Genomic DNA, 15,368 nt, shown 5'->3' on the forward strand with positions numbered 1-15,368 from the left:
GTGATGACGATGCAAAGTGCGATTTCAATTTCCAAACTACAAGATGTGTTGATCGCTTCTATTCAAGTTGATCTCACCGAAAGCACGCTGAGAGATTTCAGCCTTGATCTTTTAGATGCGGTGAAATCGACCAGAGCGAAAGGGGTCATGATTGAGCTATCGGGAGTAAAAACGCTGGATGGAGAAAGTATGCACCGCCTGTGCGATTTAGTGAAAACCGTAGAAGTAATGGGGCGACGCTGCATACTCGTTGGTCTTCGACCGGGGGTTGTAATAGGCCTTATGGACATCGGTATTGATATCGCCTCAACTCAGTGTGTTGCTGATTTAGAGAAGGGGTTTCTTTATTTGGAATGATGATGGCTAGTCATGGAAAAGAAATATGGTAGAGGTGGTCAGGAGCCTACAAACCTATTACATAGCATCAGAAACCGACGTGATGAGTGCGGTGATGGGATGTTACAACATAGCGCGTGAGTTGGGCTTTGATGAAGGGCGAGTCAGTGAAATATCTACGTCGGTATCAGAGTTGGCAATGAACGTGGTGAAGTACGCAGAGTTTGGTTGGGTAGAGCTTTCTGAACTGACAAACGGCAAAACAATTGGTCTGAGAGTAACCGTTCGAGATAAAGGGACGGGGATCTGCAACGTTGAAGATGCGCTCAGGGACCACTACAGTACAGGGCAGTCATTAGGGCTTGGTTTGCCAGGAGTGAAACGTATGATGGATAGCTTTGAATTGACGACCGAGTTAGATAAAGGCACCACGATTGTTGCCGAAAAGTGGGTGTGACGATGGGGTTTGACTTTGTTACTGTCAATGATCCTTGTAGCGGTGAATATGTTTCTGGCGATGGGGTTGTGATTCACGAATTTGAGCATGGGCTTTTGGTCGTCATTATTGATGTTCTAGGTCATGGTGAAAAAGCAGCGCAAACCGCAAGAGCAATGGAGTCATACATCAAAGAGCTCTGCTCCAGTGATATCGTGTGGTTGATGGAAAAAGTGCATGAACATTTTTTAACATCTCAAGGTGCGGCAATAACAATGGTTTATTTCGACCGATTAACACACCAGTTCAAAGGGGTCGCGATTGGCAACACCTTGGTACGCCGCTGCGGAGAAGAGTGGCAATCGTATCAAGCCCAACCCGGTGTGGTCGGAGAGTTATTGCCAACACTCAAACCGTTTCACGATGTTTTTAAAGATGGTGATACGTTTCTCTTTACCACCGATGGCATCAAGGAAAATATCGATCCAGAATCCTGCCGAAGCTTTCAATATCATTCCCTTGGTTCGTTTACTCACTTCTTAACCACCAATTTTGGTAAGTCTTATGATGATTCAACGGTAATTGCAGTTAGGTACTATTATGACTGAATCGATCTCTTTAGCCTTGACAAACAATGAAAGTAGCCGTTTTTTGATTCGCCAGCGATTACTATCCATTTTGCAAACCTTTGGCTATGATGCCTGTCGATGCGACATTCATATGCTGCGTATCGGCGAGTTTGTCCGTATTACCCTCACAGGTATTCAACGTTTTACTTTGAAGTTCGAGTTAGCTCATGACAGCGTGAAAGTCATTCTTGCCAGCCCAGAGCTTGATCCGCAAACTTGCTCATTCCCTGCTTGTGTTCATACATTTCACCATGATAAGGCCATCGGCGTCGCTATTCCTTCATTAGTTCCACTGTCTGATGAGATTTTAAACCAACTGACACAGTTTTTGGCGAAGCAGAGCCGAGATGAGTTGATGTCGGAATTGAAAGCGAAAAACCAAGAATTAGCCGAACATCAAGCTGGGCTAGAGAAAGAAATTGAGCTGCGTACCTCAGACCTTAAAGCCAGCGAAGAGTTGTCGCGCACGATTATTGATGGCGCACCATCAAGTGTCGCTATTGTGGATGAATCCCTGTCTATCTCACTGTGGAATAGTACTGCGCAAAACGTATATGGTTACAGCAGTGAAGAGGTAGCAGGAGAGAATATTTTAACGTTGCTCAATATGAGTTTGCCTGATGCACTTTCACATGTGCTCTCTGCCCCTCTGTTATTACAAAATCAGCCTGACGTTGAGGGCGGATTCTTCGAAGTTGAAACGACAACGAAAGAAGGACACATGGTGCCGATCGATTTGGGGGTCTCCATCTTTGAGCTCAATGGAGCGTGCCACGCGGCGTTGTTTCTACGTGATGTCACCTCAAGAAAGGCGGTGGAAAAAGAGCTTAATGACGCCAAAGCGAAAGCGGAAGAGGCGGTTGAAGTGAAATCGATGTTCTTGGCCAACATGAGCCATGAAATACGCACGCCGATGAACGCCATCATCGGAATGTCGCACTTAGCGTTAAAAACCGACCTTACCCCCAAGCAGCATGATTATGTCTCCAAAATTCACAGTTCAGCGACACTTTTACTTGGCATCATCAATGACATTCTCGACTTCAGCAAAATTGAAGCGGGTAAGCTAAGCATCGAAACAACGGAATTCTATCTCGACGACGTGCTGCATAACGTTTCGATGGTGACAGGACAGAAAGCATTTGAGAAAGGGTTAGAACTGATCTTTGATTTACCACGGGAGACGCCTCGATGTTTGATCGGCGATCCTCTGCGTTTGGGGCAAATCATCATCAACTTAGTCAATAACTCGGTTAAGTTTACTGAGAAAGGTGAAATCACAGTCGCCGTGCACCACATTAGAAATGTTGAAGATTCGGTGGAACTTGAATTTCGTATTTCGGATACCGGCATTGGTATGACGGATAAACAGATGAAAAGCCTGTTCACTGCTTTTACGCAAGCCGATGGCAGTACCACACGAAAATATGGTGGGACGGGCTTAGGCCTTTCAATTTGCCGCCGACTGGTGGAGTTAATGGGCGGCCAAATTCGAGTCGAAAGTGAAGCGGGCAAAGGCAGCCATTTCATTTTCAATGTGCTGGTGAAAGCCGATCCTGCCAATAGCTCGGTACCAAGCATTGTGCCTCAGTCTCTGGAAAAAATACGCATTCTTGTGGTGGATGATAATGAGCATGCACTCGAAATTATGCAAGAAATGCTCAGTACCTTGCCCGGCAAAGTGGAGCTCGCCAACTCAGGTCAACAAGCGGTGGACTACATACGGCAAGCTTCGGAACAGCGTGAAAAGTTTGATTTGATTTTTATGGATTGGAACATGCCAGAAATGGACGGCATAGAAACCAGCCGTTTGATTCGAGAATCCTTCGCCAGTGAGTATCAACCGCAAATCGTTATTGTAACGGCCTATGACAAAGAAGACGTATTGGACGCAACAGATGATCTTGATATCGCGGGTTCTCTCTCTAAGCCGGTGGGGCAATCTTACCTTTTTGATGTGCTGGTCGAGTTGTTTGGTCGTGATAAAAATCCAACTGCGCAAGTTCGTAAGAAAGATCTACCCACTCATGACAGTAAAAATGATCTCAAAGGGCTGAAAGTTCTGCTCACTGAAGATAATGAAATCAATCAACAGATTGCTGTTGAGTTGATGGAAGGCAATGGTTTAGTGGTCACAGTGGCTAATAATGGCCAAGAAGCACTCGATCATTTAGAAGCCATGGAAAAAGGCGAATCGCACTTTGATATCGTCTTCATGGACTTACAAATGCCCGTTTTGGATGGTTATGAAGCCAGCCATAGAATTCGCGCTAACTCAAGTTACGATACCATTCCGCTTATCGCGATGACGGCCCATGCCATGGTGGAAGAACGCGAACGTTGTTTAAACTTAGGGATGAATGATCATATTTCAAAACCGATTGACCCTGAGATATTGTTCAACACCATTAGGAAATGGTGTCCACGAATGCCAAACGAAAAAGAGGAACCTCCTGTTGATGTTGAACAATCTCAAGCTCAACAGATTGATTTATCTATCGAATCCGCTTCTACGCCCAAGCCGACGGAGACGCTGACACTAGAAACATTGGAATCACTCGATTACAAGAATGGACTACTCAGAGTGGCGGGAAATCAAACACTTTATCGCCGGCTCTTGTCACAGCTCATGGATAAAGAGATCTCTGCACCAGAAAGACTCACTATTGCGCTGGATAAGCAAGATACTGAGCAAGCCACTATTATTGCCCATTCTCTGAAAGGCTCGGCCTCTAATTTAGGTGCGATACGCTTGTCGGATATTGCTTCACGCTTGGAAATGGCGATACAGCATGGCAAAGAAAGAGTGGAGATCGATAAGTTGAACGAGGAGCTGAATGGATATCTAGAGCACTTTTTTCAGGATCTGGCGTTGGCATTAGGCAGACCAAAGCCAAGTAGCGATAAGCGATTGGAAGTAAAAGATGAAGAGCTAATGATTATCCACACCTTAGACGGCCTGCTGGACAGTTTAGACGCTTATGCGATCGAGTTTCTTGACGAGCACCACGCTCTACTCGACACTTTACTAAAGTCTGAGGATTTTGATGCGTGCTGCCGTTGCGTAAATGACTATGATTTTGAGTCAGCGAGTAAATCACTGAGAAAGGCCATGAGTACTTATTCTTTAGATCTTGGGAAGCTTTCGGGAGAGGAAAATGGAAGGTAATCGTGACACCGTATTGGTGGTGGATGATAACTCTGAAAATCGCTCCCTACTTAATGGTTTACTCAGCTCAACCTATCGACTATTGATTGCCACCAATGGTATGCAGGCAATTTCTGCGTGCCAGTCTCACCAGCCTGATATTGTACTTCTTGACATCATGATGCCAGAGATGGATGGCTATGAAGTGTGTATTCAACTTAAAGCCGACCCCAGAACTGCACACATTCCGATAATCTTCCTGACCGCAAAATCGCAGATTGAAGATGAGCAAAAAGGTTTCGATGTCGGAGCGGTGGATTACATCTTAAAACCGATCAGCCCACCCATTTTAATGTCTCGTGTTCGTAATCATCTCAAACTCAAACACGCGATGGAGGAGCTGGCGCAGCAAAATACAGTGTTGGAAGACAAAGTGAAAGCCAGAACCCACGAGCTGGAATCCCTGCAAGATGCCACGATTGGCGCGATGGCATCTCTGGCCGAAACACGTGACAATGAAACCGGCAATCACATTCGTCGGACTCAGCACTATATTCGTTTGTTAGGCGAACAACTGATTCGAGAAGGACTGTTTTTAGACCAACTCAATGAGAGTACGTTGGATGTATTGTTTAAGTCGGCCCCTCTGCATGATATCGGAAAAGTCGGCATCCCTGATGACGTGTTGCTAAAGCCAGGTGAGCTTACGGACCAGGAGTTTGAGATCATGAAAAGACATACCGAGCTTGGTAAACTCGTGATCGAAACTGTGGAAGAGTCGATTGATTTTCAATGTGATTTCTTAGTGTACGCCAAAGAAATTGCCTATTCTCACCAAGAAAAGTGGGATGGTTCTGGCTATCCACAGAAACTCAAAGGGGAGGCAATTCCGCTGAGTGCCCGTATGATGGCGGTTGTAGACGTGTATGATGCGTTGATTTCTCATCGTGTCTACAAACCTGCATTGAGCCATGAAAAAGCGGTATCGATCATTTCAGAGGGCAGAGGAAGCCATTTTGACCCAAGAATCGTTGACTCGTTTGTGAACATTCATGAGCAATTTAGAGATGTCGCAGCAAGATTTAGCAATGACGAACATCACCACCAAAACCACGGGAGTAATGAAGGTTTTTGACCTGACCCAACAAAATATTCTGATGCCAGAAATGGATGGTTTTGAAGTATGTCGAAGACTAAAACATGATTCAGAAACCTCTCACATCCCCGTTATTTTTTCTTGTTTGGCGAAAACAATTTTCTTTAGCGCTTAATAAAACACTACTGACAGGTTTTGACAGTGATGTGGATTATATTAGCGCCACTGTTCACTTACTTTGTCCAAATGAGGAAATAAAATGTTGATGATGGATTCAGTTGTTCTTTACGTACAAGATGTTCAGGTTAGCCAAGACTTTTACACTCAAATTCTTGGTTGTGATTCGAAGGCCTTGTCAGCGACTTGTGTGGAAATCATATTTGCCAACGATACAAGGGTGCTGCTAAAACAGAGCAAAAGTGTGGTGCCAGAGAGCCAAGTCACGGGCGGGGGCAGTGAGTTGTCCATTTTAGTTGCAGACCAAATAACGTTTCAGGCGCTCTACCAAAGCTGGAAAACACAGTCCGTTGAATTTGCCCAGCAGCCAGCGGAATTGCCTTTCGGCATGAGCTTCGTTGCGCAGGACCCTGATGAGCATCGTATTCGAGTCACGCTTCTCAACAAGATTGCAGCCTAGTCTAGATTATACGTTTTCAAACAAATTAAACTGAGCTTTTTCAAGCTCAGTTTGGTGGCGATGTATTTTCCCTTGTCGTGTTTTATCAACACCGAAGGAAAGAACGGTAGTGACGGAATACTCTGTAATAACAATCTCTCCGGTATGGTCCAGTTTAGAGTTCACACTAAGAATACATCGAATAACGGACCCACTTTGAAAGCTCATTTTCTGATTTAATACGTCTTGCTTAAAGCACTTATCACCCATGGCAAAGTTGATATTTTGACCTTGCCATATTCCTTTCCACTTATATCGACCTTGTCCGAGTACCGGAGAGATAATCTCAATTGTCGCGTCGTCAAAGGTTTGGGGTGGCAGTTTATGCGAAGGTAAAACGAATTTTTTAAATGCAGAACGTGGAATTAACGATTCTGGAGACGAAGGTATACCGCTAGAGTTAAGCCCATTGATACCAATTGTTGTGATCTTTGAGTATTCACTTAAATGTTTAAACAGGTTGGAACGTTGGGTAATCACTTTGTAGTTCTCGTTCACTATTTCTGCCATTTTTTCGATCGATTCTGGTTCCACCTTATCAAGACTAACTTGCTGTTTTAGCGTCTTTATTCTCAGTTTTCGCTCCTGAATACTAAGGCGTAAATCTTCTTTTTGCAGTCGTTCTAGCTCTGAGTCTGATTTAGGCAATAGAGGTATTGCAATAGAAGCAACCCCGACGATAACAGACAGTATACCTGCGTTGGCATTGGTGAACTTCCATATATCTCGCAATCCCCCCTCTAAACGCGCTTCGCTTTCTACCTTGAGTGAAACATCGAGGATATTGGCGATTTCCATCAGTATTGAAATAATCTCGATTTCACACCGGTTGCGAACTAACGCATCCATGGAATGAGAATCATCGTTAAAGTAGTAGTGAATTTGAAATCTGTCTTCTTTCAACTGTGCATCCATACAGTGGTTGTTGTGTAAAAAGATACGTTATCAAGGTTGAAATTCAAGCGATATCCTGTGACAGATTTCAAAGTTCAAACTGAGTTTCATGGGTTTGTTCATGGTGCGTGACAATGAACTCAAATTGCCCTTCTTGTGATGAGTTCTAAGACATTATGAAAAGTAAGATGGCTCATTTTAGTCTGTTGACCAAACATTTTTGATATCAGGCCAGCCCCAATTAGTGAGTTCAACATTGTTGAGCACACCGTGAAACCTGAGTGTCTGACGATGATGAAATAGCGGTGTTAACCAGTACTGATGAATGAATGTTGATGCGATGGGTTCGATGGCATCAAGGTATTGGGTAAGAGGAGTATGTTCTCGGATTTGCTCAAGTGAGTTCACTAACCACTGCTTCGCCTGCTGGCCGATACAATAGTGAAGTACAGGATTGGTATATAAATTATAAAAGGCAGAAGAATGGCGATTGTCATCCAAATTAATGTTGGTAATGACTAAGCTTTCTTTGAGCTGACTTGCCTGAGCGAGTTCATTTAACTGGCGATAGGAGTAGGTGTTGATTTTTGCCTTTATGCCCATTTTAGCCAAGATGTCTTTGACGGCAAACGCGCAATGGTTGAGTGCGTTATAGTCGTATACCGCAATGTTGATATTCTTAGGTAATGTGGCTTGTGACACTTGTGGTCTGAGTACCGATCGCCATAACGGCAGAATGTTTTGTGCTTCTTCGCAACCAAAGAGTGTTTGGTTTAATTCGAGCTGATGATAAACACATTTGGGGTTGAGAAGGGAAGATAAATAGCGTCTTTGTTTTTCATCAAGCGCTTTTTCTGTGGCTTGGTTGTACAGGATAAACATGCATCCATCTTCTATCCTAGATTGCTGAGTATTGGGATGGGAGTGGCTGATATTAGTACGTGATAGCTGATATTGACAGCCATTACCTGTTTCAACACCTGGCTGATTGGTTTGAATTTGTCGGCCTGTTAACTCTTTTTCATTCAGCTTCCAGATAGTGACCTGATCAGTTAAAGCTCGGCAGCCGTAATAACGATCAAATGCTTGTAGGCACAAACGATCGTCTTGATGTTCTCGGACCTCAAACGCTCCTGAGCCCACTATGGTGAAATGGTTAGCATTGTTGACTTGGCTAGTGGGTTGGATTGCGTATTTTACATCAGAGACTAAGCCACCAAACCCTAAATCTGGTTTGGAAAATTCGAACACAACCTTATTGGTTAGCGGTGAACTGACACTGACTAAATGAGTTAGCTCGCTGCGGTAATTGGGGAGCGTTGACAATTTAGCAAACAGACTCACTATACTGTCAGCATCAATTGGGGCCCCATTGTGAAAAGTTAATCCTGGCCTGAGATAAAAGGTCCACTGAAGGCCATTATCATCACATTGCCAGTGGTGTGCAAGCTCAGGGGCTAAGTGGCCCTCTGAATCGCTGCTGACAAGACAACAATAGATTTGTCTTAATAAATAGCGCTCACTGGATCGTTGCAGTTGGTGGGGCACCAAGCGTTCAAAAGAGCGTTTGTAAGTCAGCTGTATGTGCAACAACCCTTCACGTAAAGTGGCTCCAGAAGTGCTTTGTAATAATCGTCCAAAGGCTTTTTGGTCGTTATCAAGAATGGTTAAAGCTAATTCATATTTACCTTGCAGTATGCGTTTACTTGCCAATTGAGATTTCAGATCAGAGAGAGTCAGGTTGAGGACTAGGGCTGATCGTTGATTTCTTCCTACTTTAGGTGACCAAGATAACCATTCCAATTGCTGCATTTGATTGAGCAAATTCCTTGCATGGCGGTGGCTGGTAAACAGGCGTTCAGCGATATGTGGTAGCGCTGTTTTGATGGTTTCACCGACGCCCAATGGTTCCAGTCGAGCATAGTAACGCAGCAAATTAAGATCTGACATACGGTTCCTAAAATACAGAATTGGATTTATATATTCTTTCCTCATTTTATCAAATTCTAGCGATAATAAGCGCTTTTATTGTCATTTTAATTAAAAACGGGAAGGTTATTTATTAAATGTCTCAGTTTTAAGCTTCCTCATAAGAGGTAATAATGGTTGAGGCAACAAGGGAGGATTAGCGATGAATATGAGTAAGCATAACTATATGGCAGACCACTATTATACGCGGTTAAGGACCACTCAATCCCGGTGGGAACGCTATGCAATATTGGCCTTAATTAATTTGTGCCAGTGGTAGTTTGATTTTATCTACCAAGGTTGAGCTAGATTAAGAACATTCAAATAGATGAGAGTAACTCTGCAGCACTAACATAAAAATGCTCCTGATACCCCCAAGAACATTAAAGTTAGTGCTGCTTTTTACTTTATTGAGGAAAGCTAGCGCTTTGCCAATTCTTTGCTATTTAAATAACCTCTTATATGAGGGCGGGACTCACCGACGAGTTTATTGGTGACTTCTACAGACCAAGTACTTTGTTTCTGGTTAGAGCTACGATTGGTGTAATAGTCTTGCATTTTCTTATCATAGTCATGAACATCATCTAATTTTAGTGGCTGGTAGCTATTTTCATGCACGATAACTTTTGCTGGTAGGCGGGGTTTTATTTGCGGATCTTGAGCCGGATAGCCGAGGCATAAACCAAACAAAACAGCACAATGCTTGGGTAGTTCCAGCAGTTTATCGACCTCAGATGCAGAATTTCGCAGGCCACCAATATACACGCCACCTAAACCAAGAGATTCGGCCGCCAAAAGACAGTTTTGAGCCATGATTCCACAGTCGACAGCACCAATGAGAGTCAGTTCTGTGAACTCAGTGTTCACCTTATTGTTGATAGTAAAATGTCGGTGGTAATCGACACAAAAGACCAAAAACTCTGCTGCACTTGCCACATAGGGTTGGTTGCCAGCCAGTTCTGCTAAACGTTCTCGTTTATCTTGGGTTGTCACTCGAATAATAGACACGACTTGAAGCATACTCGATGAAGAAGCCGCGAGCCCAGCTTGGATAATGGTGTCTAGCTGCTCAGGTTCAATTGCTTGCTCAGTATATTTACGAATAGAACGATGAGATAAAATGGTCTCTATAGTTGGGGTCATGGGCGGGTCCTTTTGCGATAACAAGATTGAGAAACATATCGACACAGAGTCTGAATGTCGAGCTATTGGTGAGTGAAAGTTTGCGACTGTTAAGAAATAGTGAGTCAGCGTTGAATCAAATGGCGTGGCCTACCACGCTAAAGTAGGCCAATATACAGTTAACTTACAGTGGCTTGGTAATCGTGATATTTTCTCCTCGGTAATTGCCACTGATGTTCACGCTCCTTATCCGGCCATCTAGTATATTCCATTCCAAATCGATGTTTTCGAAGGGAGTGAGGGTATGGTGGGTGGCCAAATTGGTGTATTGGGGAGTTTGAACTAGCACATCATATAAAGTTACAGGACCTTGCTGTGCTTTGCCCCAGTCTTGGACTAATTCCTTGGTAAGAAGGTGAGTCGCGACGATTAAAGTTGGCCCCGAAATATTGGCAAACTGGAAATAATCAAGTTGGCCGTCACCAATGGCAATGGCCTTATCGTTTTGAACAAATAAGTGGGTTGTTCTTGCCGAATCAAAGTCGATTGTTTTTGCAACTTGCTGAGTTTGGTTATTCAATAAGTAGAGTTTTTTTTCTGTTACAGCGATTGTGAACAGGCCATTGGGCGATGACTCTAGATATTTGATAATCCCCTTATTTTCAATCGAAGATAAGAGCGTACTCGGCTCGTTTTGTTTGACCCAAATGATTTTGTGCTTGGTTTTGTCTTGGTTGTGTAAGGCAAACACAATATGTTGATCGGCTGCGAAACTGGCAGTAGTCACGGTAGCGTAATCTCCATCGTTTGGCAGACTGATGATTGATGGTGTTCCAAAAGTGCGATTACTCACAGAGATTAACCTAGCACTTAATGCTCCGTTTGTTTGGCTGTCAGTGTTTGGAATAAGAAGAATATCTTGTTCATCTTTAGATACGATGACGTTTTTTTCGGATGCTTGCACATTGTCTAGCCAGGATAATTTATTTAGGCTTATGTCGTCTAAAAGCCAAAGTTGATCCTTTGTCGTGTCCAAGCCATTATCCCAACGTACTAACAGGCTACTTTGCAAATACAGAGGTTTCATCCATTCAAAGTTGTCGTTGTAGCAAGCCGCAGAAGATGGTTCAATCACGACAGGTGCAGGAGGTAAGGTGGGCAATTCACTGCCTGATGCGCCGCCTATGGTGTCAATTCTTGCAACGGGTTGAATCGTCACTGGGTTTGGGGAACCGGCGGAACTGCTGTGCGCTGTGTTGTCTTTGAGGCTGGTGAGCAAAATGCCATTGCCTCCACTCGCTTCACACGAACTGGTTTGTATTGAGTGATTTTGTGGGTTGTACAATTTGTACGATTGAATGCTATTTAATGCAGGCAATACCTGTTTGAATTCCCTCGACGTATCTTTATCGAAAAGCGGTAGGTTACTTGCGTTACCACCGAAATCATCGTGGTGGTCTGATTGATGATCGTCACTCCGCAAGCTTGTTCTTAACTCTGGGCCGTGATTCCTCATCCGGTTTGGCGCAGCTTGCTGGCTACTTGCCAGTCCAGACGCCCTCGTTACGGAAGTACTCAGTTCCTTAACCACATCCAACTCATCAAGATAGAGCAGTTTGTTATTGGCTGGGTTTAGGGCAATCGATTTCAGTGAGTTAAGGCCAGTGTCTTGTTGAGAACCATGTATTAGTACCGCCCCGTCAACGATCAGTTGTTGTGAGTTTTCTTGAGCAAGGTTGATTGAACTTAAATCCAGCGTTTTATACTTTATCATCACATCGAGGGCGTGAGCGATTTTGACCATGGGTGATGCGCCACTGGGGCCACTTTGCTGAGCCTGGATAAGTGACTGCATCAATAGTTGGCTTTGATGCTGAGGTCCATAGTTAATGTCTAGATTATTAAAATTCACTCCCACGTAATTACCCAGTTTGACTTGCAAGTATGCTTTGGCACTAGTTGCTTGTCCTTGTACTAGCGGATTATAAAGCATCTCGCTGTGTATTAAGGTGGTAAAGGGAGAAATAATCTCAATTTCTGCCGGAGCGGTCAGGGTGGCGCCACCGATATTAAGCATTTTGGGGTAGCTGTTGCTCAGCAATACTTTTTGCTCATATTGGCTGCATTGGCCATCAAAGTTTGTGTCGGCGCATGTTTGTTGGTTGTGGTGAATATAGCTTGATTGAGTAGGGGGAGTGGCTGAGTTATCACTGCCACCACCACACCCAGAGAGTGAAATCGCGCTAGAGACAGCAAGAGCAATGATGCATGGAGTCGGTTTTCTGTTCATGTTAATTAATGGCTTATTAATTTTAACTAGGAGTGTTATTGATGCCGCTTATTTAATCACTGGTGCAAATAAAAGATCAAATGATATTGATACTAAATATCATTTGCATTAGTATCTCGGCCTGATTTTGTAGGGAACACAAAGTTTTAGGAGTAATTGGTCGTGAAAATAGTCGCTCAAACCTTTGGTATTATCGCCTGTGCGGCTTTTATTGCTGGGTGCGGAGGAGGTAATGAGTCCGACCCCAAGCTTGACTCTACTAACCTTGCTGCCAGCACGACGACAGATCATATCTCTTCTAACAATAAGTCCAAATTCCCCGCACCAGAAAATATGGTGATCCGTTCAACGTCAGGTGATAACCCTATCTACGCAAATATGATTTCTTGGGACGACCTCAGTGTGAGTATTTGGAACTCGCGTGTCACTTTTGATAAGCCAGAGCACTATGAATATACCACTGATGGTGGAAGTACATGGCAGACGGTGGTGTCCAAACCTCAGTTTATTGGCCCGCAAGCATACGCAAAAAATAAGGTTGGCATACGCGTAAAGCAAAATGCGCTTGAAGGTATGCCAACTCCACCTAGCGAGACTCTTTTTGCCACCAGCACCAGTCGAGGTGAGTTTGTTACGTTGCAATTTGTTCCTATGAATAACATAAACCAAGTGATGACCTTTGGCGATAAGGGCTGGGACTACACACGAGCGAACTGCGTTGCAGAATATAAGCCAGATGGATCTGGTGAGCCTATTTTTTGGGCCAAGAGCCAAAGTTACAATCGGCAAACGTTCGATGAGCTGAGTGATAAAGTGTCTGCAATGAATGCTTGCAATATTAAGGGGTCGCGACTTATCGAGGCTGACGAAGCAAAAAGATTGCGAAGTCGCACGGTTGATGAAAACGTCAGAAGTTTTGTAATCAATCGCCTTTCAGGTTATCTAGTCGCCAATCGAAATGGGACTCTCGTTTCTATTAAAGAATCAGGGGAAGGCGATATTAGTCCAAATCTCGCCCACCAATGGTTTGCTGTATGGTCTTTGCCTGCTGGCGCTCATTTAGTCAATGAGATTGATGGTGCCCAGATTACTCAGACAGTTCGATTAAGTGAGCAAGCTTATCGTTTACAACAAGCTCGCGATGCCGTGGTGAACCTTCTAAGCTTGTTAGATGATACCGATGTTGATTACACCAGACTTAGCGCTGACAACGACCAGTATCAAACCCTATTAAGTAGCGCTTTGGCATCATGGCAAGATATCTATTCTGGGCATCAACCCGCGATGACTTTTTTTATTCAGCAAGCGGTTTTGGCAAAAAATCGTCGCGACAGCATAAGTCAAGAGTTTGTGTTAAAAGTGAACAACTATGTTAGTGACTGGCGTGAATATGAGAAGAACTTTTTAGTCGCAACGGCCTTACTCAAAGAGCTGCAAGCGGTTGATAGCCTAACTAAACTCCAGCAGCAAAACGCTATTATTGCCAGTAGTATAGCAGCGCTGGATGCGGCTCCGGATGGTAGAAACCTGCAGATTGGCGCCAATCGTCTTCACAAGGACTTTGTAACCTACCAACAGATTCAGGTTGAGTTAGACGCTTGGCTGGAGAGTTTACCAAACCTCAAAAGTAATGGTGCCTTGGTGCTGATAGATAAATACGATTTGTTGAGTTACTACGATAAGGAAAATATCGAGCAGCTTATTACAGAGGCTCGAGAAAAGGCGCTAAACTCAGGGGAGATTGTCTCGCAATCTGAAGCCATGATTATTGATGCGGCCGGTAAACAGTATGCCAAGTTGGACAAAGCAGGGCTGTATTTGGCCAAAGATGCTACCTACGAGCATGGTTGGCGCTGCGTATTAGAGCTTGGCTCAGGTGATAGAAGACGAATTTGGATGTTACTGCCCAAGGTTGAAGCAAACGCACTTGAGTATTTCGCGTATCAAGGCAGCGGTGATGAAAGCCAAAATGTGTTAGGCCCCCAAGGGTATATTTCAAAAGTCAATCAAGAGGCACTTTGCGGGGTCAGTGATTGGAAAGTCCCCACTATACTTCAGTTACAAAGTTTAGCCTCTGGGTATGTTAAACCCTCCGGATATTTAAGTGATAAAGGCCTTAGTATCGACACCAATATATTTGTCAATCATCCGTACAATCAGCCAGTTTATTATTGGTCTTCTAAGCCAGATCAAGAGGGTAAACAAACGGCTTACTCCTATGCGTCAATAAATGACAATGACAATGACAAATACAATAACAGTGACAAAGAGGTCTCCAAGCCCCTGCTGGCTAGTAGTAAGGCGGCTCTGGTGCGTCTTGTGAGTGAAAACACTTTACCTAATCAATGGCAATATTTAGATGTAAGTGGTGGGTTGGTGGAAAACCGCGTAGAGGCAAGCTGCGCAAAAAACCTTGTGACAGGTCATATTTGGCAGTTGTTTGATGATAACGACAATAGTAAGAGATTAGTTTCTCAAAGCGAGCTTATGGATCGTTTAAACAACCAGAATTCAAACCAAGTGTGTGGAGCTTCGAATTGGCGTTTACAGGGTATTAGTGAGCTAACTAGCCTATTACCGATAGATAGAGATTTATTTGTTTACAGCGAAGTCGTGGATCCTAACATCACACCTCCTAGGATGTTAGAGACATATTTTATCTCTATTAGATCTACGTCGGATAATAGCTTTAGCCATATGAATTTGAAAGATCGCCAATTTGGTCTTGATAGTAACAAATACCTATACCGTTTTATCGCAACCCCTTAAGTCT

General features: G+C 43.8%; 11 protein-coding genes. 7 read left to right on the plus strand and 4 right to left on the minus strand.

The window, feature by feature from the left end:
- Positions 1-3: 3 nt before the first annotated feature.
- The 6 genes from QQK21_RS14830 to QQK21_RS14855 all read left to right on the plus strand — a co-directional run bounded on the left by QQK21_RS14830 (position 4) and on the right by QQK21_RS14855 (position 6,282).
- Positions 4-357, plus strand: a complete 354-nt coding sequence (locus QQK21_RS14830; protein ID WP_284192963.1) for an STAS domain-containing protein — start codon at positions 4-6, stop codon at positions 355-357.
- A gap of 25 nt (positions 358-382) precedes the next feature.
- Positions 383-793 (plus strand): anti-sigma regulatory factor, encoded by a 411-nt coding sequence (locus QQK21_RS14835; protein ID WP_284192964.1) that lies wholly within the window; start codon positions 383-385, stop codon positions 791-793.
- Positions 794-795: 2 nt separating this feature from the next.
- Entirely contained in the window at positions 796-1,380 is a 585-nt protein-coding gene (locus QQK21_RS14840; RefSeq protein ID WP_284192965.1) for a SpoIIE family protein phosphatase, read from the plus strand.
- A complete protein-coding gene (locus QQK21_RS14845; protein WP_284192966.1) occupies positions 1,373-4,570 on the plus strand; it encodes a response regulator in 3,198 nt (1,065 codons plus the stop codon). The genes QQK21_RS14840 and QQK21_RS14845 overlap by 8 nt, the downstream gene beginning before the upstream one ends.
- Positions 4,560-5,684 (plus strand): response regulator, encoded by a 1,125-nt coding sequence (locus tag QQK21_RS14850; protein ID WP_284192967.1) that lies wholly within the window; start codon positions 4,560-4,562, stop codon positions 5,682-5,684. The genes QQK21_RS14845 and QQK21_RS14850 overlap by 11 nt, the downstream gene beginning before the upstream one ends.
- 226 nt (positions 5,685-5,910) lie before the next feature.
- Positions 5,911-6,282, plus strand: coding sequence for a VOC family protein (locus QQK21_RS14855; protein ID WP_284192968.1), 372 nt, complete (start codon positions 5,911-5,913; stop codon positions 6,280-6,282).
- Positions 6,283-6,288: 6 nt separating this feature from the next.
- On the opposite strand, the gene QQK21_RS14860 is transcribed toward QQK21_RS14855, so the two are convergent.
- From QQK21_RS14860 to QQK21_RS14875, 4 genes are all read right to left on the minus strand, one after another.
- Positions 6,289-7,224 (minus strand): hypothetical protein, encoded by a 936-nt coding sequence (locus QQK21_RS14860; RefSeq protein ID WP_284192969.1) that lies wholly within the window; start codon positions 7,222-7,224, stop codon positions 6,289-6,291.
- A gap of 189 nt (positions 7,225-7,413) precedes the next feature.
- Complete coding sequence (locus tag QQK21_RS14865; RefSeq protein WP_284192970.1) at positions 7,414-9,165, minus strand: SgrR family transcriptional regulator; 1,752 nt, start codon at positions 9,163-9,165, stop codon at positions 7,414-7,416.
- A gap of 438 nt (positions 9,166-9,603) precedes the next feature.
- Positions 9,604-10,326 carry an oxygen-insensitive NADPH nitroreductase gene (gene nfsA / locus QQK21_RS14870; protein ID WP_284192971.1) on the minus strand — a complete coding sequence of 241 codons (723 nt, stop codon included), beginning with the start codon at positions 10,324-10,326 and terminating at the stop codon, positions 9,604-9,606.
- A gap of 163 nt (positions 10,327-10,489) precedes the next feature.
- On the minus strand, positions 10,490-12,595 hold the full coding sequence (locus tag QQK21_RS14875; protein ID WP_284192972.1) for a hypothetical protein: 2,106 nt from the start codon (positions 12,593-12,595) through the stop codon (positions 10,490-10,492).
- Positions 12,596-12,757: 162 nt separating this feature from the next.
- On the opposite strand from QQK21_RS14875, the gene QQK21_RS14880 reads away from it, so the two are divergent.
- On the plus strand, positions 12,758-15,364 hold the full coding sequence (locus QQK21_RS14880; RefSeq protein ID WP_284192973.1) for an Lcl domain-containing protein: 2,607 nt from the start codon (positions 12,758-12,760) through the stop codon (positions 15,362-15,364).
- Positions 15,365-15,368: the final 4 nt, after the last annotated feature.

This window comes from Vibrio zhanjiangensis, from assembly GCF_030161235.1.
Classification (GTDB): domain Bacteria; phylum Pseudomonadota; class Gammaproteobacteria; order Enterobacterales; family Vibrionaceae; genus Vibrio; species Vibrio zhanjiangensis.

Bases quoted from the DNA above. Each gene is read 5' to 3' on its own strand.
- QQK21_RS14830 (WP_284192963.1), top strand. From the start codon at position 4: ATGACGATGCAAAGTGCGATTTCAATTTCCAAACTACAAGATGTGTTG.
- QQK21_RS14835 (WP_284192964.1), top strand. From the start codon at position 383: ATGGTAGAGGTGGTCAGGAGCCTACAAACCTATTACATAGCATCAGAA.
- QQK21_RS14840 (WP_284192965.1), top strand. From the start codon at position 796: ATGGGGTTTGACTTTGTTACTGTCAATGATCCTTGTAGCGGTGAATAT.
- QQK21_RS14845 (WP_284192966.1), top strand. From the start codon at position 1,373: ATGACTGAATCGATCTCTTTAGCCTTGACAAACAATGAAAGTAGCCGT.
- QQK21_RS14850 (WP_284192967.1), top strand. From the start codon at position 4,560: ATGGAAGGTAATCGTGACACCGTATTGGTGGTGGATGATAACTCTGAA.
- QQK21_RS14855 (WP_284192968.1), top strand. From the start codon at position 5,911: ATGATGGATTCAGTTGTTCTTTACGTACAAGATGTTCAGGTTAGCCAA.
- QQK21_RS14865 (WP_284192970.1), bottom strand. From the start codon at position 9,165: ATGTCAGATCTTAATTTGCTGCGTTACTATGCTCGACTGGAACCATTG.
- nfsA (WP_284192971.1), bottom strand. From the start codon at position 10,326: ATGACCCCAACTATAGAGACCATTTTATCTCATCGTTCTATTCGTAAA.
- QQK21_RS14875 (WP_284192972.1), bottom strand. From the start codon at position 12,595: ATGAACAGAAAACCGACTCCATGCATCATTGCTCTTGCTGTCTCTAGC.